The organism is Nocardioides psychrotolerans (genome assembly GCF_943371775.1).
In the GTDB taxonomy this organism is placed as follows: Bacteria; Actinomycetota; Actinomycetes; order Propionibacteriales; family Nocardioidaceae; genus Nocardioides; species Nocardioides psychrotolerans_A.
Genome location: NZ_CALRWD010000031.1, coordinates 18,455 through 45,224, shown reverse-complemented (window position 1 = coordinate 45,224; position 26,770 = coordinate 18,455). Strand labels below are relative to the sequence as shown.

Here is a 26,770-nt window from a genome sequence, read left to right as displayed (position 1 = left end):
CCGCGGCCGACGCCTGGACCGCGGCCATGCTCGCGATCTGGAACTCCGGCCTGTTCGTGCTGCGCATCGTGCTCACGTTCAGTGAGCTGTTCTTGACTCCGGACCTGAGCGCCGACGGCCCGGGCAAGGACGTCTACGCCTTCACCCTGTGGCTGGCGCTGGCCCTGGTGGTCATCTTGGCGATGATCCAGCTCGGCGCCGCGGCCTTCAAGCGCGAGGGCAAGAGCGTCGCCCGGGCCTTCATCGGGTCCGGCCAGTTCGTCTTGGTGTGCGCCTGCTGGTTCGGGTACTGCGTCATGATCATCGCGGCCTGCGGGGCGCTGACCAAGGCGCTGATGAAGTCGCTGCTCAAGGTGCAGACCTGGCCCGACTGGGACCCGCTCGGCGGACTCGGCATCGACGACATCACCGACGCCGGCGTGGCCACCGCTCTTGCCTTCCTCGGGATCTTCCTGTGGCTGGCCGCCATCGGGCACGTCCTGGTCTACCTCGCACGCGCGGCGTCCCTGCTGGTGCTCGCCGCCACCGGGCCGCTCGCGGCCGCCGGCCTGGTCTCGGAGTTCACCCGCTCCTGGTTTTGGAAGTCGCTGCGCTGGTTCCACGCCGCGGCGTTCACCCCGGTGCTGATGGTGATGGTGCTGGGCATCGGCGTGCAGTTCGCCAACGGAGTCGCCGCCCACCTGGCCGAGGACACCGCCAAGGCGTTCGGCACCGCGCTGCCGGCCGTGATGACGATCCTGATCAGCGTCGTCGCTCCGCTGTCCCTGTTCAAGCTCCTGGCCTTCGTCGACCCCGGCACCCCCAGCGGCGCGTCGTTCCGCCAGGGCATGGCCATCCAGGGCGGCCTCCAGGGCCTGCTCAGCGGCGGCGGCGCGGGTGGCGGCTCGTCGGCTGCGTCGAGCACCGACGCCAACGGCCGCTCCTCGGGCGAGCAGAGCGCCGAAGCCTCGACCGGCGACCGGTTCAGCAAGTCGACCCAGGGCGCCCTGGGCAGCTTCGGCCCGGTCGGCCAGGCCCTGTCGACCGGCATGGGCTGGATCAACTCCGCCGGCGCGAAGGCGACCTCGCTGATGTCGGACGAGACCAACCAGGCCGGTGTCGGCCAGAGCACCTACGGCCCCGACTTCAGCGGCCTGGGTGGACGGCAGTCCGGTGGCCAGTCCGGCGGCCAGGGCGGCGGGACCCACCCCGGGTCGCAGAACGGCGACCAGAGCGACGAGGACTCGTCGATGCCGACCCCGCCCACGCCTCCTGCGCCACCCACCCCGCCGACGCTGCCCACCGGCGGCGGACCCGGCGGCGGTTCAGGCGGCCAGGGCGGCGGAGGAGCTGACGCCGCTCCCAAGACCCCGGCCGCCGGCGGCGGGGGAGCAGCAGGAGGTGCCGGCGGCGCCGGCGCGGCAGCTGGCGGCATCCCACCGGTGGCGGTGTAACCGATGCGGCGACCGCCCCACCTCGAGCGCCGATCGACACCCACCGACCTCACTGACCAGAAGGGAAGCCGACGATGACCACCTACGCCGACTACCAGCGCGACCGCATCGGCTGGTTTTTCGGCCTCTCCGGAGGCCAGCTGATGTTCCTGACGCTGGCCAGCCTGCCGGCGTTCTGGGCAATCAGCCGCGGAGCGTGGTTCTCCGCGTTTCTGTTCGCCCTGGTCTGGGTGTTCCTGCTGGCCATCACCGTGATCCCGGTGCGCGGCCGCTCGGCCACCGGCTGGGTGTTCGCCTCGACGATGTACGCCGTCGGCGGCCTGTTCGGCTGGACCTCGTTCCGCGCCAAGGCCACCCAGGGCCGCGGCGACGACCTCGACACCCCGGACCTGCCCGGGGTCCTCCAGGGCGTCCAGATCCACGACGGCCCGCCGCACGGCTCGCAGCTGCAGCGCGTAGCGATCATGGAGGACCACGCCATGAAGACCTGGGCGGTCACGGCCTCGATCGTGCACCCCGGCATCGGCATGAAGGACACCGAAGAGCGCGCCCGCTACGGCGAGGCGCTGGCCGGGCTGCTCGACGTCGCCGGTCGCACAGAGAAGGTCGACGAGATCCTCTTCATGGTGCGCACCGTCCCCGAGGACGGCGCCGAGCGCGACCTGTGGGTCAACCGCCACCGCCGCCCCAACGCCCCGGAGCTGTCGGAGGTCGTCAATAGCGACCTGGCCCACGGCCTCACCCAGGCATCGGTGCGCACCGAGCAGTTCGTGACGATCGTGATCCCGGAGACCCGGATCGCGAGGTCGGCCAAAGAGTCCGGGGGCGGCTTCGAGGGCCGCTGCCGCGAGCTCTACCTGCTCATGGCCGAGATCGATGCCCAGCTGCGCGGCCCGATGGGGATGACGACGGTGCGCTGGCTCACCAGCCCCGAGCTCGCGCTGGCCTGCCGGACCGGATTCGCCCCAGGCGACCGCGCCGGCATCGTCGAGGCCCTCTCGCTGCGGGAGAAGGACCCGAGCGTCAACGCCGACGTCCCGTGGGCGATGGCCGGCCCCTCGGGTGCCGACGCCAGGGTGCGGCACTACAGCCACGACGCCTGGAACTCGGTCAGCGCCACCATCAAGCTGCCGACCCGCGGCGTCGCGATGGGTGCCCTGGCACCGATCCTCACCCCCAGCGAGTTCGGTGAGCGGCGATCGTTCGTCGTCGCGTACCCGATCGTTTCCCAGACCAAGGCCGACCGGCAGTCCGGCAACGCCGAGTGGGCCGCCGACCTGGCCGAGGGGATGAACGAGAAGCTCGGCCGCAAGACCCGCGCCAAGCAGCGCGACGAAGCCCACAAGGCCCGGGGCCTGGACGCCAAGCTGGCCCGCGGCAACTCGCTGACCCGGCCCTACGGCGTGTGCACGGTCACCGTCCCCAAGTCGATGCGGATCACCGAGTTCGGCCGCCGCCTGGACGCCTCGGTCCGACGCGCCGGGTTCGCACCGCTGCGCCTCGACCTCGCCCAGGACGTCGGGTTCGCCGCGTCCACCATCCCCCTCGGCACGAGCCTGACCCGGAGCGGAGACGCCTGATGACCACCACCCGCCGGAACCGCCGTGGCGGCCGCGACATGGCTGCCCTGCTCTCCGACTTCGGGCACGACCTGCCCACGATCCCCACGCTCGCCCCGGAGGCCAAGGAGCCCCGGCTCTTCCGCTACGCGCCGCGCCGCGGTGCCACCCGCCGCGGCCGAGGCTGGGCCGCCGCCACCGCCCCGGCGATGGCATGGCGGATGACCAGCGACCAGGCCCCGGTGTTCTGGCCCTTCGTCTCCGCTCCCGCCCTGCCCCCGACGGGCGCCCAGATGGGCGTCGACCAGCTCTCCGGCGGCAGCTTCTACTGCGACCCGTTCGGTTGGGTGCTGCGCGACGACGTACCTGCGACCAACCCCAACATCTTCCAGTTCGCCAAGCCGGGAAGTGGCAAGTCCGGCACCACCAAGGCGTTCTGCACCCGGATGATGCCGTTCGGCTACCGCACCCTGGTGACTGGCGACGTCAAGGACGAGTACGAGTCGCTGTGCCGCGCGCTCGGTGTCGAACCCTTCGTCATCGCCCCCGGCTTCTGGGCCCGGGTCAACCCGCTGTCCATGGGGCCGCTCGGCGACGGGTGGGAGGAGCTCTCGGCCGAGGAGGCGCAGCGCCGCGCCACGATCATCTTCAAGCGGTGGCTCGTCCTGGTCCGAGGCCTGGTCGGCAGCATGAAGATCGACGACGAGCGCCGGGTGCCGTTCGGCCCCGACGAGAGCGACGTCGTGCGCAACGCGCTGGCGATCCTCACCGGCTACGCCGCCGGCAACAGCGTCCTGCAGGAGACGACCATCCCGCGGCTGTGGGACCTGCTGCGCAACCCCACCGAGGAGCTCGTCCGGGCCTGCGAATACGCGAACACCCGCCAGTTCCTCGACGAGACCCGGCTGCTGCGCAACGCGCTCGGCGAGCTGGTCACCGGCACCCTCGCCGGCCTCTTCGACGACTTCACCAACATCGAGGTCGACTGGCGGGCCCCGATCCAGTCGTTCAGCCTATCCCGGCTCGACGGCCTGGGCGATGAGGCCGTGGGCATCGCGCTGCTGTGCATGAACTCGTGGGGGCGTGGTCTGCGGGAGATCGCCGAGCCAGGCGACCTGCGCATCGTGGTGCGCGACGAGGTCTGGAAGCAGATGCGCCTCGGAACCGCCGCAGTGGCGAGCTTCGACGCCGACCTGCGGCTCTCACGCGGCATGGCCGGCAAGGGCGGCGACATCCAGTTCTGCAACCTCCACAAGCCCTCCGATCTGCTCTCGGTCGGCGACGCCGACTCCCAGGCCGCGATGATCGCCAAGGACCTCCTCGAGCTGGCCGACATCAAGATCCTCGGTGCCCAGAAGCCCCGTGTCGCCCGCGAGCTCGACTCCATGCTCGGGCTCGGCCCGATCGCCCAGGACCTCGTCTCCGGGTGGGCCATGCAGGACAAGGGCCGCGCCCTGTGGTGCATCGGCGACGCCACCTACAAGGTCCAGACGGTGCTCCACCCGCTGGAGAAGAAGCTCTACTACACCAACGAGGCCATCGAGTCCGCCGCCTGAGCGCGCGCGACCTCGGGACTGACCTGTCATGAAGAAGCTGCTGCTCGCGGGACTGCCCGTCCTGATCATCTTCATGGGACTGCCGTTCCTGGTGACGCTGATGGTGGTGATGACGACCACCGCGGCCGCCGAGTGCCGCACCAGGAGCAGCCAAGGCTCCGTACCTACCGAGCTCGGTGACCTCGGAGGCATCGACGGCCCGGTGGGCGGCCCGGTCAACGGCAAGATCACCATGGCGCAGGCCAACATCCCGCGCCGCTCCGGCCTCGACGGGTTCCGGGCCTCCATGCCCAAGGTCCTGTCCCAGAACCCCGAGTTCGTCACCCTCAACGAGGCCAGCGGCTGGAGCCTGGAGCAGATCGAAGCCGCCACGCCGGGCTACTCAGCCTTCCGGGTGGCAGCCCCGGCCGGCACCGGCACCGCCGCCGAGCAGGCCATGGGCAACGTCGTGCTCTGGAAGAGCTCGACCTGGACGAAGGTAAACGGCGGCCGGGTCCAGCTCGTCGACGACGACAAGACCTTCTACGACGGGCGTCCGGTCACGTGGGATCGCTTCGCGACATGGGTGATGCTGCGCCGCGCGGACGGCTCCGTGGTCTCGGTGGTCTCCACCCACCACATGACCAACCCGCACCGTTGGCCGAAGCAGCACGGCAACCCGCCGCTGACCCGGCCCCAGCAGTACGGCGCCGGAATGGACATCCTGCTGCAGCTGCGCAACTCGCTGGCCGCCCACGGTCCGGTGCTGATCGGCGGCGACATGAACACCCAGGCCTCCTACACCGACATCCCCTGGACGGCGGCCGCGAAGATGAAGGCGGCCGGCTACGGATGGCACAACCACGGCGTCGACTTCATCTTCTTCTCGCACCACCAGGGCGCCCGCCTCGAGCAGGGCTGGGACGGCACGATGGTGTCGGATCACCACTGGCTCTCGGCTCGCATCGCGATGAACGGCGCCGGCCCGGAGAGCGCTCCCGAGACCACCACCACGACTGACGGGGTCGTGCCCGCGGCGACCACCGCCCGGACGTCCGCCGAGCCGCCGGCCGGCGACGTGCTCGCCCAGCTGATGCGGCTGCGATTCGCGTCCAACTACCCGACCATGACCGACGAGCAGGCCCGCAACGCGATCACCATCGCCCAGGTCGCCCGCGATTTCGAGATTCTCCGCTACGGGCTGCAGATCGCGATCGCCGCCGCGATCCAGGAGTCCAGGCTGGTCAACCTCACCGGAGGTGACCGCGACTCCGGCGGCCGGTTCCAGCAGCGCCCCTCGGCCGGCTGGGGAAGCCGGGCCGAGATCACCAACGCCGTCCTCGCGGCCCGCGCGTTTTTCGGCCGGGCCCAGCACACCGGCAACCCCGGGCTCCTCGACATCCCCGGCTGGCAGAACATGTCGCTCACCCAGGCCGCGCAGGCAGTACAGCGCTCGGGCTACCCCGACGCCTACGCCCAGTGGGAGGACGTCGCCGGCGACATCACCGATCTGCTCGGCGGCGACCTGCCGGACCTGCCCGACGACGGCTCCACCACGAACGTCGCCAACTGCCAGGGCGAGACCGTCAACCCCATCACCGTCGGCACCCTCAACCTGCTCGGCGCCGGCCACACCGACAAGCCTGGGGAGCGGCCCGGGTACGACATCTGGAACAAGCGACTGCCCGGCGCCATGCGCACGATCGAGAACGCCGGCGTCACGATCACCGGCCTCCAGGAGGTGCATGTCCCGCAGGCCCAGGCGCTGGAGAACCAGTACGCGGCCAAGTGGGGGATGTACCCGGCCAGCGGGACGGCACAGAACCGGGTGATCTGGGACCGCAACGAGTGGGAGCAGACCGACGGCCGCCTCGTCGACATCCCGTACTTCGGCGGCAAGGACGTCGGCATGCCCCTGGTGCAGCTGACCTCGACGACCACCGGGCAGGTGATCTGGGTCTGGAGCATCCACAACCCGGCCAACACTCAAGGAAACGCCGCCGGGCACCGCCAGGAGGCGCTGCGTCGCCAGCTGGCCACGATGACCGAGCTCGCCGGCACCGGCACCCCTGCGGTGATCCTGGGCGACTTCAACGACGGCAAGGACGGCAGCAACGCCTCGCACTGCGCACTGACCCCTGAGCTGAACAACGCCTTTGGCGGCTCTGCCGAGCCCTGCAAGAAGCCCAAGCAGGACGCGCCGATCGACCACGTCTACGGCGCGAACCTCACCTGGGCCGGCGCCGAGGTCGACACCAGCACCCAGGCCAGCAAGATCGCCGACCACCCGCTGGTGACCGCCACCACCGCCGGCAGCAGCGCCGGGTGCGCAGTCGACTCCGGAACAGCGGAGGCCAAGTACAACCTCGGCCCGGTCAAGCCGCAGCTGACCCAACTGGTCAACATCCTCGGCCCCATGTTCGACATCAAGACCGTCGGCGGCTACCGCGAGAGCGCCACCGACCCCAACGGCCACCCGGCCGGGCTCGCGGCCGATTTCATGGTGCCGCTCAACGCGGCGGGCCGCGCGCAGGGCGACCGTCTCGCCGCCTACGCCAAGGCCAATGCCCAGAAGCTCGGCATCGACTACATCATCTGGTACCAGCGGATCTGGTCGGTCGCCCGCGCCGGCGAGGGCTGGCGGCCGATGGAGGACCGGGGGAGCGCTACCGAGAACCACCTCGACCATATCCACATCAACGTCAAGCCCGGCGCCTCCGTCCAGCCGGTCGGCCTCGAGGGCGCCTCCTGCGACGAGGTCGTCTATCCGGTGCCCGCGCAGTACGTCGGAACCGACAACCACAACTGGCACGAGACCGGCGCGTACTGGTCCAAGTGGCACACCGGCACCGACTTCTCCGCACCCTGCGGAACCACCGTCTACGCCGCCCACGCCGGCACCATCGAGATCGACACCACCCAGCGTTCCTGGGCTGGGCCGCAGCTGCTCAAGGTCACCACCGGCGCCGGGTCCCTGACAACGTGGTACGCCCACATGGCGACCGTCAGCGTCAGCCGCGGCCAGACCGTCGCAGCCGGCGAGCCGATCGGCCAGGTCGGCAGGGAGGGCAACGTCTCCGGCTGCCACCTCCACTTCGAGGTCCACCTCAAGAACGGCTCCATCTACGGCCCCGACAACGTCGATCCCTCGGCCTGGCTCGCAGAGAACGCATCACGCCCGAGCCGCGCCGTGTGATCGCACCGGAGCCCTGACGGCACATAGGTGACCAGCGAGGCCCAACGACCCACGACCGCCTGGAGGTGGCGAGACCGATGCAGCGTGAGCGACGACGAGACCCCTACCCGTGGACCTGGGAGATCCCCGTAGCGGTGGCCTTGGCGACCCTGTTCGTCATTGTCATCGGCATCCAGCTCGGCCGATCAGTCGCCAATCTGCTCACCGGCGCCGGATGGACCTGGCCCGACGCCAACGCCGGCCCGTTTCCCTCACCCATCGGCACCGCCTTCTGGACCAGCCTTCCTGGCGTCCTCGGCGGACACGCCGACGCCGGGCTGCCGAGCCCCACTCCCGACGGTCTGGCCGGTAGCGGCCTGGTCTGGGTCAGCCTCGCCCTGGTCGAGATCGCGCTGCTCACCGCGACCATCTGGCTCGGCGCGTGGGCCTACCAGCGCTGGGGCCCGGGCCGCATGCGCGGCATGGCGACCGCAGCCGAGGCCGAGAAGCTGCTCGGCGTCACCCGGCTCCGCAAGGTCGCCGGCATCGTCCGCCCGGACCTCTACGGCAAGCACGCCGCCGCGACACCGGCACCGGTCCAGCGCACCGCCGGCGACCTCACCGAACAACCCGGCCCGCATCTGGGCCACGGCCTCAGCCCGTGGCTCCTGCACGGCCGGCGAACGAAGGAAGACCGATGAGCAACGAGACCCCACTGCACGGCAACCCGACACTTCGAACTCGCGGCCGCCGCCTGGGCGGCAGCAGCTGTCGCCGCCGCGGACACCGGCCGGTCCTCGTCGAGCGCCACTACGTGGCTGCCGGCCAGGTGGAACTCCTCTGCGAGGCGCGCGCCCTGCTGTCCGACGCCTCTTTCCTGCTCCTCGGTCGCCGAGCAGAAGAACGCCGCGGCAGTGCGGTGATCTGCCGTCGATGCCTCGCCCCGTGCGGGGAAACCGTTCCCGAGGTGGCGCGATGAAGCTGAGGTTCGACCCCTGGGACGTGGGCTGGCGCATCGGTGATGCCCACGAGCCGCGAGGCGGCGAGCTGTGGGTGCCGTGGGACCGCACCGCCGGCGTAATCGGCCCGCAGGGATCCGGAAAGACCCTCGACCTGCTCACCCCTGCGCTGCTCGGCGCGCCGGGTGCCGCCCTGGTGACACTGACGAAGGTCGAGGACCTCCTGCTTAGCCTCACCGAGCGCTCCCGCGACGACCGGCCCTGCGTGGTGCTGGACCCCTTCGGCCTGGCCGAGGGCGTCATCGACGAGCTGATCTGGGACCCGATCGCCGGCTGCATGGACCCGAAGGTCGCCGAGCGGCGCGCCAAGGCTTTCACCGCCGGCACCGTCAAGGGCGCGATCAACGGCGGCACCGGCGACGATGCTGCGCGGTTCTACGCCGCCGAGTCCGCGAAGGTGCTGCAGGGCTACTTCCACGCCGCGGCGCTGACCGGTAGGACGCTCGAGGACGTGCTGCAGTGGGTCGCCAACCCCACGGCAGCCACCCAGCCGATGGAGATCCTGCGGCGGCACCCGCACGCCGAGCCGTTTTGGCACGGCCTCCTGCACGGGGCGCTGAACGGTGACGACCGCACCGCCGGAAACACCATCACCACGGTTCAGCAGTCGGTCTCGCTGTTCTTCCAGGCCGACATCCGACGACGCTGCATTCCCAGCCCCGGACGGCCAGCCACCGACCTGGCCGACGTCATCCGGCGCCGCGGCACCATCTACCTGCTCGGCCGCGAAGACCCCTACGCCTCGGCGAGCCCGCTGATGACCGCCGTCGCCGAGCACGTCTTGGACACCGGCCTGCTGCTGGCCAACAGCTCCTCGTGGGGAGGCCGCCTGTGCCCGCCCCTGGTCTCGGTGCTCGATGAGCTGCCCTCGACCGCACCGCTGCCCACGCTGCGCACCCGGATGGCCAACGAACGCGCCCAGGGGCTGTCGTTCATCTGGGCCGCCCAGACTCGGCCCCAGCTGACCAGCATCTTCGGCGAGCACGAGGCACGAGCACTGCTCGGCCTCACCAACGCCCTGGTGATGTTCGGCGGCTCCAAGGACGTCGCCTTCAACCAGGAGATCTCCGACCTCCTCGGAACCGTCCGCATCGGCCGGGTCACCCATTCCTCAGGCGGGTTCAACGGCGGCGGCCGGAGCTTCTCCGGCGACGACATCCCGATCATGCGGCCCGAGGAAGTCCGGCAACTGCCCGAACGCCAAGCTCTGGTCGTCGCCGAGAACGGCAAGCCGATCATCGCCAAGTTGCACCGCTGCGTCGAAGGCAAGGCCGGCGAACGACTGCTGGCCGACCAGCGGGCGCTGCGCGAGCGCCTCACCAACGACCGGCGCATGGTCATCACCCCCGAGGCCCGGGCCACCGCCGCGCTCGTCGAGGCACGCCGTCTCGGCTTCGTCGACGACGAGACCGACCACGCGCGGAGTGAACTGTGACCACCGAGCAACAGACCGGCCGGGCGGCACCCACGCTGATGGTCTTCCCGTTCCCCGTCCCCGGGGACCACGTCCGGCTCGCCTACCGCGAGCTCCACATCGCCATCAACGGCACCGAGGAGGAGAAGAAGGCCCTCGGTCACCACGCGCTGCTGTCGCGGCCCTGGGAGCCGGCGACCTGCCTGGACCCCGAGCTGCGTCACGACCTGTGGGAGTGGCTCGAGGACGTCGTGATCTGGCTCAACCGCGAGTACACCTGGGACGTCTCCGGGCTCATCCCCAGCTGCTGGCCTCTGCACCCGCACCTGGTCCACGAGATCGCCGTCCTGGCCGACCAGCGCCGGCGGGCCGGCCTGGCGATGACCAGCGACGCGCTCGAGGAGTGGCACCGCTACTCCCTGCCGGCGTTCACGGACCGCATGCGCAACAGGCTGCGCACCCACTGCGACGACGAGCACAAGAGCTGGCCGGCCAAGCCGCGCCACAGTGAGCACCTGGCCGACACCAGCCGCCAGCGCCGCGAGAACACGTTCGCCCACGACATCGACGCTCTGCCCGTCAACCGGCGGGCACACGAACAACCCCCGGCCGGTCCACCGCGGCTCGGCCTTGTCGACCTCGACACCGGCGAAATCCACGACGACGAGCGGGGCGGCGCTCAGCCGCGCACCCGCACCGAGAAGGGACCCCGCGAATGATGCAGGTGAACGAACGCTCCGAGCCATCGGCCGAGCCCAGCGCGCCCTCAAGGCTCTCGGCGAGCACCCGCGCTCAAGCAAAAAGGAGCTCGGCCACGCCCGCGAACACGTCAACGCCTGCTACTCCCACGGCTCGGGTGAGTACGTGTGGAACGCCGTTGCACAGGTCGAGGCGATGGCCGAACGCCGCTACGGCGTATCGAGCACAGGGGAGCAGCGTCAGCTGGTCGAGGCGACCGAGGACCTCGAGGAGCCTGCGACAGCCGCCCGCGGTCGAGCGGCAGAGGACCGCGCAGGCCCGCCGCCGGGGTCGACCCCAGACGTGGAGCTCGCGCCCACTGCATCGCGATGAAGTGGGCACGACGGGCTCAAGACGGCGTTAGAACGCCGCTGAGAGAACGGAAACCCCTGCCAGCGGGTAGTCACACACCGCTTCGTTGTGGGAGAGCCATTCTGAGCGTTCTCGCCCCTTCGACCTCCCAGGCGTAGAACTGATGCCGGATCAGCTGACCTCAGCGTTCCTCATCGTCGTGGCTATCGCCTACCTCGGCGGAGCCGTTCTGTTGGTCGTGGCGCTTGCAAAGGTCCTGCTCGCCTGGTCGGTCAGCTGGAGGCGCGGCTCGCAGCCATGCGCCGTCGCCTTGGGTGACTTCTCGAACGCGGCGGCGAACACCTCTGGTAGCAGCCGGGCCGACCGTTGGCCCCTTCAGCGGCTGGCAGCCGACGTAGTCGTTCGGTCGGCCGCGGCCTGGGTAGACCCTGACTTCTTCGCTGCGTGAGGATGACGATCGTGACTCCAACCGATCTGGGACCAGTTTGGCGGCAGCACAATTGCTCACGTAAGCACAGGGCCTATCTGACGATGGCGAAGTGCATCTGGAACGACGCTCCGTGGGTCTCCGGCGAAGGAGCTATCGCGTTGGTGGCGTGCAGACCTTCTGGGCCTGTCAGGTACCGGCACGGAGCCGTGTCCCTGCACCAGACGGCTGATAGTGCGTTGGAGGCCAAGACGTTGATCGACGAGACCGGCTGCGGAGGCCGCTGTCACCGCGACCACAGGATTGTGCAGCTGGTCTTACCGTGACACCAGCTTGCGGGCTTCCGGAGCGGGTCAGCGGCGTGGGTTACCGCGGCGGGGCGGCCGCGGACGGTTCACGTCCTGCCGATCTCGTGCCACGCCAGGCGACTGGGTCGGCGCCGGGGTGCCTTCGCCGGTGTCGATCGGGATCTCAAGGCGGGACACGATCCGGTAGCGCAGGTCACGCGCAGGGCTGTCGCCCAGGGGCTTCTCAGCGACCAGGCCGCGCATGGCGGCGCCGACGTCGTGACCCTGCTCGTGGGCCTGCTGCAGCATCGCGGCGGTGGCCGGCCAGTCGCCCTGCTCGAGCAGCCGCGGGTCGAGGTCGCGAGCCAAGGTGGCCCACCGCTCGGCGGGGGTCTTCTCGGCCGCGGCCGAGAGCCGTGCGCGAACCTCGCTGCTCTTGTGGAGTTCGGCCAGTGCCGCCTTCCGCGGATCGGCATCCCAGGTCTTGATCGCGTCGCGCAGGTCGCGTCGTGCCTGCAACTGGGAGAGCTGCAGCCGGGCCCGGACCTGGTTGACGCCCGGCTCCCAGGCGCGGCTGGGACGTGCCGAGATGACCCGCATGGCGGCCAGATGTGCCTGCTCCGGGGCGAGGTTGTCCAGCCGCTCGGTGAGCAATTGGTCACCGAGCGAGCGGAAGGCGGGCTGGCCGTTGGCCACCGCGGCAGTGAGCGCGGCGGGCCCACGCTGGGCGAGCAGGTCGGCGGGGTCGAGGCCCTCGGGGAACCGCGCGAAGCCGGGGTCGAGGCCGTGCGGGGTGAGCATCCAGAAGTCCCGCTCGGCCGCGACCTGGCCAGCGAGGTCGGCGTCGGTGGCCACGATCGGGTCGCGGCCGACGGCAGCCAGCTGGGCGGCCTGCTCATCGGTCAGCGACGTGCCGAGCGGCGCCACGCCGAGGTAGAGGCCGGCGCTGGCCAGCGTGACCGCTATGGCGTCCGTCGGGCCCTCGACGATCACTGGGACCGCACCCTCGGCGAGCAGTTCGTCGACGACACCGAATAGCTGGGCGCCCTTGTGGAACAGCGGGGTGTCGGCTGTGTTGAGGTACTTAGGGCCGCCCTTGTCGGCGTCGGTGAGGCCGGGCCGGCGGCGGCCGACGAAACCGAGCACTTCGCCCTGGTGGATCACCGGGAACATCACCCGGTCGCGGAACCGGTCGATGAGGCGACCGGTGCTGGCCTCGGTGGCGACGCCGGTGGCCACCATCTCGGCGTCGCTGACACCGTGGCCGCGCAGATGGTCGACCAGGTTGGTCCACCCGGCTGGCGCCTGACCGGGACGGAACCGCTCGTCGCCGGCGGGGTCGATGCCGAACCGTCCGGTGAGGTAGTCGCGGCCCCACGAGTCGGTGAACCCGGCCTCGAAGAAGGCCTGTGCCATGTCGTTGATCTCGAGCATGCGCTCACGCGAGACGGGGGAGGAGTGCCACTCGTCGGCCCGCTGGTCCATGAGCCGGAGGTCGGCGTCGGTGGGCTCCAGTCGGCTGCCGCCGAGGTCGCGGATGTAGGCGGCCAGCGTCAGGTCGGGCTCGACGAACTGGTCCTCGTCGACGTCGACCAAGTCGCCAGCGACGGCGTCGACCACGTGCTCGTCGGCCGCGGGCTCGTCGTACGGGCCGGGGTCCTCGGCGAGCGGCCAGTCACCCCAGTCGGGGTCGGTGGCGTGGTCGACGAGCGTCGCCGGGTCCGGCTCGATCCCGTCCCACAGGTCTGCGGGCGGCTCGTCGAAGTGGTACTCGTGCGCGTACTCGTCGGGAGCGGTCTCCAGCGCGATCGAGGTCCGCCAGACCAGCGCCTGGCACTCGTCGACGCCCTCCCAGCCGTCGCTCGGCATCGCCCGCCCGGCACCCAGCAGAGCCTCGACCTGCCAGCCGCGCTGCACGCCGTGGTCCACGTTCGCGACGAGCGCGGGCCACCAGGTGCTGGCCTGGATGCTCGCTGCGCGCTCGGGACCGAACAGATCCGCGAGCCGCGGAGTCCACTCGGTGGTGACGCCCTCACCGTGGGAACCGTCGCCGATCTGGGAGGCAACGGCCGGGGTGAGCTGACGGGCCATGCGCCACCACACGGCCGCCGCGGCGTGCTCATCGGGCAGCGGCCCGGCCGGGTGATCGGCCGCAGTGGCGGTGCGCAGCAGCTCGTGGGCGGTGACGCCCGCGCGGGACATCGCGGCCAGCCGCTCGGCGAGCAGCGGGGTGAACTCGTCGTCGCGGACCTGCGGGGCCAGCGAGTAGAGCAGCTGGCGCCATTCCTTGAGCGCCGGCGTGTGGTCGCCGGTGACGGCGCGGCTGAGCCGTCGCTGCCAGGTCGCGGAGGCCTTCTGCAGCTGCGGTGCACCGGTCGGTCGCCGGTCGTCGACCGGGACCTGCATGGCGGCCCGCCAGACCTCGACGTTGGCGACCGTGGCCGCCTCGGGCCGGAGGCCGTTCTGTGCCCACGCCGGCAATGCAGCCTGGTCGGTCGCCCGCGTTCGGACCTGGTCGCCGAGCTGCTCGACCAGGTGAGCGCGCTGGGAGAGGTAGGCGCCCCAGTGCGGGTCCTCAGCCAGGCGGTCCGGGACCGCGGGCAACCACGGCAGCGGCCCTGCGCCGGCGTTGCGCAGGCCGGAGGCGTCCAGGCGCCAGTCGAGGACCGCGGCGCGGTCGTGCGCGGTCTCTAGCTCCCGGTCGCCGGCGGCCGCCCGGAGCGCGTCGACGGGGTTCTCGCCGGCCGCGCCGAGCAGCAGCAGATGGGCACGCAAGGTTGGCCAGGCGGCCTCCTCCGAGAGCCCGGGGACGAGCGTTTCGACCGCGTTGTCCAGGGCGTTGACCACGTTGATCGGGGCGCCGTTGGCGTCCTGGCCGACGTGGTCATGGCGCAGGAGGTTCTCCGCGGCGACGTAGAGGCTGTCGAGGTAGCGCTGTGCGGCCTCGCCGAGCCGGGTGGCCGGATCGGCCTGCTCGCGCAGCAGGCTGGTCGCGGACCGCTGCGTGGTGTCGCGCGCCAGCATCGACTCGAGGATGTCGGTCGGCGTGAGCGGCCGGACCAGCGTCGGGTGGATCACCGAGTGCGGGTCGCCGTCGCCGACGACCTCGAGGTAGACGTGATTCGCGTGCGCGCCGCGGGTCATCATCGTGTAGAGCTGCTGGCGCGACTCGCTGCCGGTGGCCAGGCCGTGCATCGTGTCGGAGGTGACGCCCTGGGCGGTGTGCACGGTGCACGCGTAGCCGAGCTCGGAGGATCGGGCGACGTAGTCAGCGGGCAGCCGCACGGTGCGGCCGTGCTGGGTGTGCTGGACGGTCAGGTCGCCGCCGTCGTGGATCTCCAGCACGTTCCAGCGGTCGCCGTTCTTCACCCAGTCGGTGGCCGAAGTACGCAGGCGACGGTCGTTCTCGCGGGTGATGATGAGTTCGCCGATCGAGGCCTCGTTGCCGTCGGCGAGCCGGCGGACTGGGCCGCTGGCGGCGACGTCGGCCGGGTCGATTCCTTCGAGCCGGTGGGCGCGGGCCTGCTGGTTCAGCTCGCTGACCAGGTCGCGGGTGGGGGCGAGCATGATCGAGTCCAGGCCGGCGGCATGGTCGGCCTGCCAGGCCGCGAAGACGTCCTCGGTCATGGTGGCTAGGTCGCCTACGTGGACGCGGTCGCGGTCGAGGTAGAAGCCGAGCGACTCGGGCTTGCCTTCGCGCAGCGCGAGCGAGGCGGCGCCCTCGGCGGGGTCCTTGAACCGGACGAGCTCGGTCAGCTGCAGTGCTCCGTGGGTGGCGCGGATGTCGCGCAGCACGCCGCCGGCGCCGATCGCGGAGAGCTGCTGGTCGTCGCCGATCAGTCGGACGTTGCCGCCGCGCTCGAGGATGTAAGTGACCGCCGCGTCCAGCGAGAGGGTGTCGGCCATCCCGGCCTCGTCGATGACCACGAGGGTGGAGGAGTCGATGCTGGCGACCCAGGCGGGCATCGCGGCGCCGGACTCGCGGGCCTGCTCGAGCGAGTGGGTCAGCTTGGCCAGGGTGTCGGTCTGGGTGTCGATTTGGGAGCGCAGGGCGTCCGCGGCCGCTGCTGAGGGAGCCAGGCCGATGATGGTGCCGCCGCCATCAGCCCAGGCGCTGGCCAGGGCTCGCATCGCGGTGGTCTTGCCGGATCCGGCGGGCGCGATCGCCAGCTGTAGCCGGGCGCCGGAGGTGGCCATCTCGCGGACCAGCGTGCCCTGTCCGGCGTTGAGGGTGATGCCGTTGGCGGTCGACTCGAGCAGCGCCAGGTCGACCGAGTCGGTTGTGACGGCGTACCCGTCGTGCCGGCCGGCGACCTCGACCAGGCGCTGCTCGGCGGCGAGTACCTTGCCCGAGGTGAACAGCTCGGCGCCGCTCTGGGTGTAGACCGAGGCCCCGTCCGCGCGCCGCAGCTCGATCGGTTCGCTGATGGCGGCCCAGGGGCGGGCCATGCTCACCGAGTGGCCGTCGAGGACCTCGCTGACGAGCAGGTCGACGACGTTGGGGACCTGGTTGGTGGGCACGTTGGCGCCCCGGACCTGCCTCTGGGCCTCGGCGTAGACGTGCCAGAACTGCCAGGTGCTCCGAGCTCCCTCCATCGTCGCCACGATCCGGTCGGTCGTCTTGGCGAACCAGGCCGAGTCGGCCAGCGACCGCGCTGCGCCCTTCGGGTTCAGTGCGCCGTGGACCATCTGCTTGACCCGCTGAGGGGTGCCCAGCACCTCGATGGCCTCACGGCTCCAGGTCTCGCGCTGCTCGGACAGCGAGCGCGGCTCGTGCTTGGCCTCGCGGGTCTCCAGCGTCGCCTGCTGGGACAGCTGGATGGTCTCCACCGGCGTCGGCGGGCGGCCGTGGGTGGCCTGGAACGCGGCCGCGAGGACCTTGCGGCGGTCCTCGACGCTGGCGCGGCGCTTGGAGAAGCGGCGGTTCAGCTCGGGGTCGACGCCGACGATCTCGCGCACCGGCCGCTTGCGGGCGTCCTTGTTCGGCCGCTCCTCGAACCGCACGCCGAGGGCGTCGACCAGGTGCCGCTCGAGCGCGGTGTTGTAGGTCTCCGAGGCCGAGACCACCGCCTTGTGCAGCGGCCGGCCATCGATGGCCAGCCACTTGCCGTCGAGCGTCTGGACCTTGTTCGCCACGGCGACGTGCGTATGCAAGTCAGGGTCTCCCGCGCGGGAGTCGCGGTGGGTGAACGCCGTGGCGACCAGGCCACGGACGTCAACCTGGCGGACGCCGTTGGTGCCCCGGCGGGTGAACAGTGCCTTGGATTCGATAAAGCCCAGCGCGTCCTTGATCGCCGCCTGGTGGGCCCGCTCGATCACCGCGGCGATCTTCGGGTCGGCGATCGCCCAGAGCACGGAGACGCTCTTGACCGGGGAGAAGGTCAGGTCGTAGCCGGCCACCGCGTTGGTCTTCGGTCGGGAGTGCTTGGCGATCGCGGCGGCCAGCTCGCGTGCGTCGGCGGGTTCGCGGCCGTGCTCAGCACGGAAGAACTCGGTGCCGACCTCGGTGCGGACCTTGGCCCGGTCGGCCGCGGGGACCGGCCAGTCACCCGGCAGGCCGGCGGCCTCGTTGAGGGCCGCGATGCGCTTGGCGACCTCGACCCGGAACGGGCTGATGTCATTCTCGTAGACCTTGTACGGCGTGCCGAGCTGGCGGGCCGTCTTGTAGTCCGCGTCGGTCGGCCGGTCGACACCATCGCGGCCGATGCGCAGGTCCAGGTCCTTGGTCCGCTGGGTGGCCAGCGGGTGGTGACCGGAGCCGAACAGGCTCTGCATGTGGTCGGCGGTGACGACGTCGCCGGCGTCGAGCCCTTCGAGTTCCTCCATGCCGGAGCCGACCCATACGCCGGGAGTCTCGCCCTTCTCGGTGTAGTAGCTCGCCAGCCCGGTGTGGCCCTTGTCCGTGGCGTCCATCGCTGCGACCTGGCGGGTCAGGTAGTCGTACCCCGACCCCGCCGTCAGCTTGTGGAGGCTCATCGTCACGGTCACCTACGTGCGCGCGGGCGTGCTGTGCGATCACTTCCGGCCAGATTTCTGTTGTGTTCTTTCTAATCGGCGAACCGAGAATGCAAGAGGTGTGTGGCACTTGAAAGGTCGCGAAAATTCGGGAGAACGCGGAGGGGCGTCGGTGACGCCTGGGGAGTCGTCCTCGTACTCGTTGCGGTGGACGGGCTGGCTGGCGTCGAGGCTGGTGGGTTCGGAAGGTTTCTAGGACGGTGGTGATCGCCCGGCGACCCGGATCTGTCATAGGTGATTGTCAGAGTCCATTCGACTGGGAGTGAGGACCGATGAGCCAGCAGACGATCAAGCAGCAGGCCCGGCGTACGGCGCGTGAGATGGCCGGCAAGAGGCGGCGCGAGCATAAGGAGCGGGAGCGACGGGTCATAGACCTGGCCGAACGGGTCTTGATCGCGATCGGCCAGCGGGACGCAGCGGTGGCCGAGACCGAGAAGCGCGCCGGGGAGGCTCTGCGGGAGTTGACCGAGGTCGAGGGGCTGTCCGTGGGCGAGGCCGTGGAGTGGTGCGGCGAGACGATCACAGTGCGGGAGGCGACGCGGTTGCGGCGGCTCAGGGGCCCGGAAGGCGGCGCGATCGTTGAAGCGGGGACCGGCGCGACGGCCGAGAGCGGGGGAGCGGACGCCGGTTCGTCGGCTGGATGACGCCGGCCTGGCGGTGGTGGTGGCCGCGATCGTCGGAGCCGGCGCGCCCTGACGGCTGTGACCATGGTGGGTTCTGGTCCGCGCCAGTGCGGGCGATCGTTGTCTACGGTTCGCTTACGCGGTAAGGCGCAACGTTTGACCGATCGCGAGGGCACGGCGCTCGGGCACCGCAGCCACAGTCCGCCTGGGTTCGCGGGGCAGGTGAGAGCACGTCGTGGCGTCGAGCGCGACCAAGAACAAGCAGGGCTGGTCTCGGCGCAGTAGTGCCTGCCGTCCGGCCTCGTTGAGCAGCTCCCGCGCTCGAGGCTGAGCGAAACAAGTTCTCTTGGAGTGATCGCTGCCGGACCCCCATGGGACCTAGGTGATTGCGGGACCGATTCGGAATGTCTCGCAGTCACTTAGGAGGAAGTCATGTCCATCACTGTCACTCTCGCAGGCAACCTGGCTGAGGCTCCCGAACTGTTCCACACGCTCAAGGGTGAGTCGTTCGTCACCTGCCGGGGTCCCGGTCAACCGGCGCGTGCCGAGCGGCGAGGGGGAGTGGGTCAACGACGAGCCCACTACCCACGACGTCAGGATCTTCGGCTCGCCCGCACCCAGCTGCACGACGGCTTCGGGTCCTGCGACTCGATCTTCGTCCACGGCCTCGAGCGCACCAAGAGCTGGCCGGACAAGGAGACCTACAAGAGGCGCACCGAGGACGTCGAGGACGTCGTGGTTGTCGACATCCGTTTCGGCGAGGTCGGCGTCTCGCTCATGTACGTGTCCGCGCGCGTCGAGCGGGCCGCCCGCTTGGCCCAGGCCAGCTGACCGCGCGGAGGTTCTGATGGATCTCGTCGTACAGTCCCCGGACGAGCTGCTCGCCGCAGTACCGCACGTCCTCGGCTTCAAGCCTGAGGAGTCGATCGTCCTGGTCCCTTTCGGTCCCGGGCTCCCGATCACGCGCGTCGACCTCCCCTCGAGCGCTGCCGACCGTGAGGAAATCTGGGATGCCATCAGCGGCCCCTACGGCCGCCACGCCCGCTCCGGCGATCGGCTGGGCATCCTCTGCTTCACCGATGACCGCCGCAGCGCAGAGCTGGCCAGCCAGCACCTGTCCAGCCGACTCGAGACTGTGGGCATCACCACCCCCATCCGGCTGTGGACCGACGGGCAGCGGTGGCGGGAGTTCAACGCCGGCGCCACCGGGCTCCAGACCCAGGCGACCGCCGAGCGGGTAGCGGCCGCGACCGTGCTCTCCGGCGCCGCCCAGCCGGCTTCCAGCCGCGCGTCCCTGGCCGCCTCCATGGTCGGCAACCGTGAGCCGATCGCCCAGGTGATCCCGACAGCTCGAGCGGCGGCCGCCGCCAGCACGCCGGCCGCGGAGCGGGACTGGGCCCTGGACCGTCTCGAGCAGTTCCACGCCGACGGCAACCGGTTCTCCGACGCCGACGGGGCACGGATGCTCGTTGCCTTGGAGACGATCGCCACCCGCGACGAGCTCTGGGAGAACATGACCAATCTGAACCACGCCTCGCACATGGCGATTTGGAACGACCTCACCCGCCGGGCCCCCGACGAAGTCCGCGCGGCGCCGGCCTCCATGCTCGGCTTCGCGAGCTGGCTACATGGCGACGGTGCCAAGGCCTGGTGCGCTCTCGACCAGGTGCCCTCGGACCGGCCCTACTCCATGGCCGCCATCGTCGCCTCCGCCGTGCAGAACGGCATCCACCCGCGCGAATGGGATCGATACCAATCCGAGATGCGCCAACTCGCCGGCGAGCTTGATGAGTCCTTCATGCCCAAGCGTCCCGAACAGCAGGGAAACCTCCCACGCACGCGGCCCATGACCGACCGTCCCGCCCCGGACCGCTGAGGAGACCGCGATGACCTACGACGACACCGACCTGATCGAGGAGGCTCCGCCTAGTCCCACCGAGCGTCAGTTGCGCCGCCTGATGGTGCCCAGGCCGGCGGCCTACGTCGCCGAGGAGCGCCTCGACGTCATCAATGACCCCGACCTCGAGCAACTGTGGCGAGTCCAGCCATGAGCGACCTTGAGGCTGATCTTCACAGTCACAGGCGGTGGAAGGACGCACATTCGTGGCACACGACTCGCGGAGAGTCGGAGGTTCGATTCGCCATCCGCACCGCAACGGAGTTCTGCTCAGGGATCTATGTGCGCCAGGTCGGCCCTCTCGGCGTGACTTCCGTCGGCACGAAGGCACTCGTGTTCCCAAGCGACGGAGGGACCAGGAACCCGCGGCCGGTTCACACGGCCTGGTGACAACCGCAGCGCGCAATCCGTCGTTGCGGTGCTACGGTCGCAGGTATCCACACGGGAGCCCGTCGCATCGGGCTGAGATGGGGCTGAAGCTGCCCCCGACCGTCGAACCTGCTCCGGATAATGCCGGCGAAGGAAGTGAGATTGACGTGCTGCCACGGTTCCACCTGATCACTGATTTTTCGAGCCTCGACGAGGCCGCGCTGGCGTGCGTGCTCGCCGTCCTCGCGAGTTGCAGGAGCGGCGCCAACGCCGTGGATGCCGTACAGGTCCGGGCAAAGCAGGCCAGCAGCCGTGAGGTTGTCGCCTGGACCCGGGAATTGGTCGCCCTGTCGCGACCGATGGGGACACGGGTGATCGTCAACGACCGTCTCGATCTCGCGCTGGCCGCTGGTGCCGACGGCGTCCACCTTGGCCGCGATGACCTGTCAGTTGCGGACGCCCGGGCGCTCGTGCCAATGAGTTTCTTGATCGGCGCGACGTGCCGCAGCCCGGTGCACGCGGCACGGGCTCGAGTAGACGGTGCCGACTACGCCGGAGTGGGCCCAGTCCACGCAACTACGACCAAGCGGGGGCTGCCGGACCCGCTCGGCCTTGACGTGCTCGCGGCGACGGCCCGCGAGATCCCGGCGATTGCGATCGGCGGGATTACGGCCGATCGGGTGCGTGACGTGATGGTGGCCGGTGCGCACGGCGTCGCCGTCGTTTCGGCCGTTTGGGAGGACCCCGACCCACCTCGTGCTGCCCGGGAGATTGCTGAGCTCGTGCACGCGGCGTGAGCACCACGACGCCCGGGCTTCGGGTGGTCGTCATCGGGGGAGGCATTGTTGGCCTGGCCTGCGCGGACGAGCTGGTCCGGGCCGGACACGACGTGCGCCTGTTCGATCCGGCGCCCGCCTCAGGGGCGACGTACGCCGCCGCCGGGATGCTGGCTCCGGGAGGCGAGGCGTGGTTCGGCGAGGAGGCGCTGTTGTGCCTGGGCGTGGACTCGCTCGAGCGCTGGCCGGCGTACGCCGCCGTGCTCGAGGAGCGCTCGGGGCGCCGGGTCGACCTGCGTGCGGCCGGGACCTTGCTGGTGGCCGCCGACCGGGACGACCTCGCGGAGGTCCGCCGGGCCTGTGTGCTGCTGGAGGCGAGCGGCGTGCGCGCTGAGGAACTCGACCGTCAGGCGCTGCGCGCCCACGAGCCCACGCTGTCGGGGCGGGTCGCGGGCGGTGCGCTGCTGCCGGACGACCGCCACGTCAATCCGCGCCGCGTTGCTGACGCTCTGCTGATCGTTCTGGGGGAGCGCGTCGTCCGAGCCCGCGCCACAGCGACGCCGGACGGGGTCGTCCTCGACGACGGCAGCCGGATCACCGCCGACGTTGTCGTGCTGGCCACCGGCGCCGTCGGGATGCCACACGTGCGGCCGGTGCGGGGCGAGGTGGTGCGGGTCCGCTCGCACGACGCCCCGTCGCGGGTGCTGCGGGCGCGGGTCCATGGCGAGCGGGTGTACGTCGTGCCGAGGGCCGACGGGGAGCTGGTGATCGGGGCCACCGAGGAGGAGCACTCGGCCGGCCAGGGCACGCCGTTGCCGACGGTGGGCGGTGTCGCCCGGCTGTTGGAGGCCGCCCGGGCATTGGTGCCCGGGCTCGACCGCGCCGAGCTCCTGGAGGTGGTCGCCCGGGACCGGCCCGGCAGCCCCGACAACGGCCCCCTGCTAGGTCCGGTCGCGAGCCCCGGTTCCGCGCGAGTTCTGCTGGCCGGCGGCCACCACCGTGGCGGCGTGCTGCTTGCCCCGGTGACCGCGGCAACGCTGCGCGCCCACGTCGACGGCCTCGACGTGCCGGACGCAGCCCGGCCCTTCACCCCTGACCGCTTCGAGACTCACCGCTTCGAGAGGAACGAGGACCCATGCACCTGAGCGTGAACGGACGACCGCATGAGCTGCCCGAGGGCGCCGTGCTGAACGGGCTGGTCGCCGCGCTGGCGGCCGACCCCCGCGGGATCGCCGTCGCTGTCAACGGCAGCGTCGTACATGCCGCCGATTGGCCTGCCACCGCGCTGTACGAGGGCGACCGGGTCGAGGTCGTCACCGCCCACCAGGGTGGGTGAGGAGCGTGCAGATCGCCGGTGAGGAGCTGGCCCCGCTGTGGCTCGGCACCGGGGGGCTGACCAGCCTCGAGACCGTACGACGGGTGGTCGCTGCAGGCGCTCCGGGTCTGGTGACGGTGTCCCTGCGGCGGGTTTCGGACACGGGGGACGGCAGCCTGCTGGCCACCTTGAGCGCGCTCGGCGTCCGGGTGCTGCCCAACACCGCCGGCTGCCTGGGGGCGCGGGAGGCGGTGCTGACTGCCGAGCTGGCCCGGGAGGCTCTCGGCACCGACTGGGTCAAGCTCGAGGTGATCGGCGACGAGCACAGCCTGCTGCCCGATGTCGTCGAGCTCCTCGAGGCCGCCGAGACCCTGGTCGGGCGGGGCTTCACGGTGTTGCCCTACACGACCGGTGACCCTGTGGTGGCCCGCCGGCTGGTCGACGTCGGCTGCGCCGCGGTGATGCCGCTGGGCTCGCCGATCGGCTCGGGGCGCGGGATCGCGGATCCCCACACCATCGAGACGGTACGGGCGGCGGTCGACGTCCCGGTGGTGCTGGACGCCGGGATCGGCACACCCAGCGAGGCGGCCCAGGCGATGGAGCTGGGCTGCGACGCCGTGCTCGTGGCGACCGCAGTCACCCGGGCCGAGGATCCCGTCGTCATGGCCCGGGCCATGCGGCTCGCGGTCGAGGCCGGTGGGCTCGCCCGCGGGGCCGGACGAATCCCACGCCGGGAGAGCGCACGCGCCTCCAGCCCGATGCGCGGGCGGGTGGGTCGGTGACGACGCCCCGTCTGCTCCTGCTCACCGACCGCCGGCAGCTGCCCGATGGTCGGGGGCTCGTCGACACCATCACCCGATGTACGGAGGCCGGCGCGACGACCGTCGTGCTGCGTGAGCTCGACCTGTGCGAGGGCGAGCGCGCGGAGCTCGCGGAGGTCCTCGCGGTATGCGTGCAGGTCGTCTCGGCGCGCACGGCACTCGCGTGCGCAGCCGGTGTCCAGCTCGCCTCCCACCAGCCGATCAGCGATGCCCGGGGTCTTCTCCACGGCAGGTCCTGCCACGGCGCGGACGACGTCGCCCGGGCCGTGGGCGAGGGTGCGTCCTGGGTGACCGTGTCGCCTGTGGCGCCGAGCCCGTCCAAGCCGGGCTACGGCCCGCCCCTCGGCACCGACGGCGTACGCCGCGCGGTCGCCGCCGCAGGTGGCACACCGGTCTTCGCACTCGGTGGCGTCGAGTTGGCCACGGTGGCTGGCCTGCGGGCGGCGGGTGCCCATGGCGTCGCGGTCATGGGCATCGTCATGCGGGCCGCCGACCCCGCTGCCGTGGTGGTCGGGCTGCTGGCCGAGCTGGAGGGCCGATGACGACCCCGCCCGTCGTCCTCACCGTGGCCGGCACCGACTCTGGTGGCGCCGCGGGGCTCGCCGCCGACTTCGCCACCTTCGCGGCGCTGGGCGCGCACGGAGCCTGTGCGGTCACGGCCGTGACGGCCCAGGACACCACCGGAGTCCACCGCACCATCTTGCTCGGCGCCGATGATGTGCGCGCCCAGATCGAGGCCGTTCTCGGCGACCTGCCGGTGGCGGCCGCCAAGGCAGGGATGCTCGGCTCGGCCCCGGTCGCCCACGTCGTCGCTGAGCTGCTCGCCGGTGTGGTGCCGCTCGTGATCGACCCGGTCCTGGTCTCCACGAGCGGCGCGGTGCTCGGTGACGATGCCCTCGTAGCGGCGTACCGCGACGTCTTGTTGCCGCGCGCCGACGTCGTCACCCCGAACCGCTACGAGGCCCTGGCGCTCACCGGCCTGCCGCGTGAGACCCAGCCCGAGCAGCTCGCGCTCGCGCTGCACGCGCTTGGACCGGCCGTCGTGCTCACCGGTGGGGACCCACGCGCCGGCACGTGCCGCGACGTCGTCGTACGAGACGGGGTTACGACGGTGCTCGAGCACCGGGCCGTCGTGACGGCCAACGACCACGGCACGGGCTGCACCTACAGCGCCGCCCTCGCCGTCCACCTCGCCCGCGGCCTCGACCTCGAGACCGCGGCCCGGCAAGCGCAGGTTTTCGTGGCCCACGCGCTCGCTACCTCCGCGACCTGGCAGCTCGGCCACGGCCGAGGCCCGGTCGCCCACGTGATCACCCATTTCCACAAGGAGAACTGATGCACATTCATCCCTCGCACAGCACTGTCCACCGCACCGGCTCACGCGACGACGTCGCCGTGCCGTTCACCCGTGTGGCGCTGACCAACGGCGACACCTTCGACCGTTACGCCACCGCCGGACCCGGCAGCGACCCCGAGGTCGGTCTGCCCGCCCTGCGCACCGCGTGGGTCGAGGAGCGCGGCGACACCGAGGAGTACGACGGCCGCGTGGCCCAGCTGCTCGACAACGGCAAGGCGGCGGTGCGCCGGGGCCAGGCTCGTGAGCAGTGGCGTGGACAACGCGCCCGGCTGAGGCGCGCGAAGCCCGGTCGCACCGTCACCCAGATGCACTACGCCCGTCAGGGCGTCGTCACTGCTGAGATGGAGTACGTCGCCATCCGCGAGGGTATGGACGTCGAGGTGGTCCGCTCCGAGGTCGCCGCCGGCCGCGCCATCATCCCGGCCAACGTCAACCACCCCGAGGCCGAGCCGATGATCATCGGCAAGAGGTTCCTGGTGAAGGTCAACGCCAACATCGGCAACTCTGCGGTGACCAGCTCGATCGCTGAGGAGGTCGACAAGATGACCTGGGCGGTGACGTGGGGCGCCGACACCGTCATGGACCTTTCCACCGGTGACGACATCCACACCACCCGCGAGTGGATCGTGCGGAACTCGCCGGTCCCGATCGGCACCGTCCCGATCTACCAGGCACTGGAGAAGGTCGACGGAGACGCCTCGAAGATGACCTGGGAGATCTACCGCGACACCGTCATCGAGCAGTGCGAGCAAGGCGTCGACTATATGACCGTGCACGCCGGCGTGCTGCTGCGCTACGTCCCACTCACCGCCCAGCGCATCACCGGAATCGTCTCGCGCGGCGGCGCGATCATGGCCGGATGGTGCCTGGCCCACCACGAGGAAAACTTCCTCTACACCCACTTCGACGAGCTCTGCGAAATATTCGCCCGCTACGACGTCTCGTTCTCACTCGGAGACGGACTGCGCCCCGGCTGCACCGCGGACGCCAACGACGAGGCCCAGTTCTCCGAGCTGCGCACCCTGGCCGAGCTCACCGCACGGGCCTGGGATCACGACGTGCAGGTAATGGTCGAGGGGCCTGGCCACGTGCCACTGAACCTCGTCGAGGAGAACGTCGTACTCCAACAGGACTGGTGCCACGGCGCGCCGTTCTACACCCTCGGCCCGCTCGCCACCGACATCGCACCGGGCTACGACCACATCACCTCGGCCATCGGGGCAGCCGCCATCGCGATGCACGGCACAGCGATGCTCTGCTACGTCACCCCCAAAGAACACCTTGGGCTGCCGAACCGCGACGACGTCAAGACCGGCGTGATCACCTACAAACTCTCCGCCCACGCTGCGGACATCGCGAAGGGCCACCCCGGTGCCCGCGACTGGGACGACGCGCTGTCGAAGGCGCGCTTCGAATTCCGCTGGCACGACCAGTTCGCGCTCTCCCTCGACCCACACACCGCAGAGTCCTTCCACGACGAGACGCTGCCAGCTGAAGCCAGCAAGACCGCCCACTTCTGCTCGATGTGCGGCCCCAAGTTCTGCTCGATGCGGATCAGCCAAGACGTCCGGGACTACGTCGCCTCCGGTATGGCCGAGAAGTCCACGCAGTTCGTGGAGTTGGGTTCCTCGATCTATCTGGAGGAGCCCACCCCCACTCGCGCCCCATGACGTGGAACCGGCTGCCTCTTGTCGGCGA

General features: G+C 70.8%; 21 protein-coding genes and 1 riboswitch. Of the genes, 20 read left to right on the top strand and 1 reads right to left on the bottom strand.

Annotation, left to right across the window (positions count from 1 at the left end):
• The 9 genes from AAG827_RS10865 to AAG827_RS10825 all read left to right on the top strand — a co-directional run.
• Positions 1-1,433, top strand: a 1,433-nt coding sequence (locus AAG827_RS10865; RefSeq protein WP_341925978.1) for a type IV secretion system protein, incomplete at its 5' end; no start/stop codon positions are given.
• Between the two features lie 74 nt (positions 1,434-1,507).
• Complete coding sequence (locus AAG827_RS10860) at positions 1,508-3,013, top strand: SCO6880 family protein (RefSeq protein WP_341925976.1); 1,506 nt, start codon at positions 1,508-1,510, stop codon at positions 3,011-3,013.
• A complete protein-coding gene (locus tag AAG827_RS10855; RefSeq protein ID WP_341925975.1) occupies positions 3,013-4,548 on the top strand; it encodes an ATP-binding protein in 1,536 nt (511 codons plus the stop codon). The genes AAG827_RS10860 and AAG827_RS10855 overlap by 1 nt, the downstream gene beginning before the upstream one ends.
• A 28-nt stretch (positions 4,549-4,576) precedes the next feature.
• Positions 4,577-7,723 carry a peptidoglycan DD-metalloendopeptidase family protein gene (locus AAG827_RS10850; RefSeq protein ID WP_341925973.1) on the top strand — a complete coding sequence of 1,049 codons (3,147 nt, stop codon included), beginning with the start codon at positions 4,577-4,579 and terminating at the stop codon, positions 7,721-7,723.
• Between the two features lie 77 nt (positions 7,724-7,800).
• Complete coding sequence (locus tag AAG827_RS10845; protein ID WP_341925972.1) at positions 7,801-8,403, top strand: hypothetical protein; 603 nt, start codon at positions 7,801-7,803, stop codon at positions 8,401-8,403.
• Positions 8,400-8,681: a hypothetical protein gene (locus tag AAG827_RS10840; protein WP_341925971.1), complete on the top strand. Its 282-nt coding sequence runs from the start codon at positions 8,400-8,402 to the stop codon at positions 8,679-8,681. The genes AAG827_RS10845 and AAG827_RS10840 overlap by 4 nt, the downstream gene beginning before the upstream one ends.
• The gene (locus tag AAG827_RS10835; protein WP_341925969.1) at positions 8,678-10,156 is read left to right on the top strand and encodes a TraM recognition domain-containing protein; all 1,479 of its coding nucleotides are present in this window, start codon (positions 8,678-8,680) and stop codon (positions 10,154-10,156) included. The genes AAG827_RS10840 and AAG827_RS10835 overlap by 4 nt, the downstream gene beginning before the upstream one ends.
• Positions 10,153-10,854 (top strand): hypothetical protein, encoded by a 702-nt coding sequence (locus tag AAG827_RS10830; RefSeq protein WP_056886535.1) that lies wholly within the window; start codon positions 10,153-10,155, stop codon positions 10,852-10,854. The genes AAG827_RS10835 and AAG827_RS10830 overlap by 4 nt, the downstream gene beginning before the upstream one ends.
• Positions 10,855-11,348: 494 nt before the next feature.
• Entirely contained in the window at positions 11,349-11,633 is a 285-nt protein-coding gene (locus AAG827_RS10825; RefSeq protein WP_341925968.1) for a hypothetical protein, read from the top strand.
• 332 nt (positions 11,634-11,965) lie between these two features.
• On the opposite strand, the gene mobF is transcribed toward AAG827_RS10825, so the two are convergent.
• Entirely contained in the window at positions 11,966-17,875 is a 5,910-nt protein-coding gene (mobF, locus tag AAG827_RS10820; protein ID WP_341925967.1) for a MobF family relaxase, read from the bottom strand.
• A 311-nt stretch (positions 17,876-18,186) separates the two neighbouring features.
• Between mobF and AAG827_RS10815 the strand changes: the two genes are divergently transcribed.
• From AAG827_RS10815 to thiC, 11 genes are all read left to right on the top strand, one after another.
• On the top strand, positions 18,187-18,558 hold the full coding sequence (locus tag AAG827_RS10815) for a hypothetical protein (RefSeq protein WP_341925966.1): 372 nt from the start codon (positions 18,187-18,189) through the stop codon (positions 18,556-18,558).
• A gap of 411 nt (positions 18,559-18,969) precedes the next feature.
• Positions 18,970-19,368, top strand: coding sequence for a hypothetical protein (locus AAG827_RS10810; protein ID WP_341925965.1), 399 nt, complete (start codon positions 18,970-18,972; stop codon positions 19,366-19,368).
• A gap of 16 nt (positions 19,369-19,384) precedes the next feature.
• Complete coding sequence (locus tag AAG827_RS10805) at positions 19,385-20,413, top strand: DUF4192 domain-containing protein (RefSeq protein WP_341925963.1); 1,029 nt, start codon at positions 19,385-19,387, stop codon at positions 20,411-20,413.
• 10 nt (positions 20,414-20,423) lie between these two features.
• Positions 20,424-20,588: a hypothetical protein gene (locus AAG827_RS10800; protein WP_341925962.1), complete on the top strand. Its 165-nt coding sequence runs from the start codon at positions 20,424-20,426 to the stop codon at positions 20,586-20,588.
• A 277-nt stretch (positions 20,589-20,865) separates the two neighbouring features.
• A riboswitch (TPP riboswitch) is annotated at positions 20,866-20,976 on the top strand.
• A complete protein-coding gene (gene thiE / locus AAG827_RS10795) occupies positions 20,971-21,600 on the top strand; it encodes a thiamine phosphate synthase (protein ID WP_341925961.1) in 630 nt (209 codons plus the stop codon). It overlaps the preceding riboswitch by 6 nt.
• Positions 21,597-22,724: a glycine oxidase ThiO gene (thiO, locus tag AAG827_RS10790; protein ID WP_341925960.1), complete on the top strand. Its 1,128-nt coding sequence runs from the start codon at positions 21,597-21,599 to the stop codon at positions 22,722-22,724. Before thiE ends, thiO begins: the two co-directional genes overlap by 4 nt.
• On the top strand, positions 22,715-22,915 hold the full coding sequence (gene thiS / locus AAG827_RS10785; protein ID WP_341925959.1) for a sulfur carrier protein ThiS: 201 nt from the start codon (positions 22,715-22,717) through the stop codon (positions 22,913-22,915). Before thiO ends, thiS begins: the two co-directional genes overlap by 10 nt.
• Positions 22,912-23,676: a thiazole synthase gene (locus AAG827_RS10780; RefSeq protein ID WP_341925958.1), complete on the top strand. Its 765-nt coding sequence runs from the start codon at positions 22,912-22,914 to the stop codon at positions 23,674-23,676. The genes thiS and AAG827_RS10780 overlap by 4 nt, the downstream gene beginning before the upstream one ends.
• Positions 23,673-24,257, top strand: coding sequence for a thiamine phosphate synthase (locus tag AAG827_RS10775; protein WP_341925957.1), 585 nt, complete (start codon positions 23,673-23,675; stop codon positions 24,255-24,257). The genes AAG827_RS10780 and AAG827_RS10775 overlap by 4 nt, the downstream gene beginning before the upstream one ends.
• Complete coding sequence (gene thiD / locus AAG827_RS10770) at positions 24,254-25,051, top strand: bifunctional hydroxymethylpyrimidine kinase/phosphomethylpyrimidine kinase (protein WP_341925956.1); 798 nt, start codon at positions 24,254-24,256, stop codon at positions 25,049-25,051. The genes AAG827_RS10775 and thiD overlap by 4 nt, the downstream gene beginning before the upstream one ends.
• Positions 25,051-26,742 carry a phosphomethylpyrimidine synthase ThiC gene (gene thiC / locus AAG827_RS10765; RefSeq protein WP_341925954.1) on the top strand — a complete coding sequence of 564 codons (1,692 nt, stop codon included), beginning with the start codon at positions 25,051-25,053 and terminating at the stop codon, positions 26,740-26,742. The genes thiD and thiC overlap by 1 nt, the downstream gene beginning before the upstream one ends.
• Positions 26,743-26,770 lie beyond the last annotated feature (28 nt).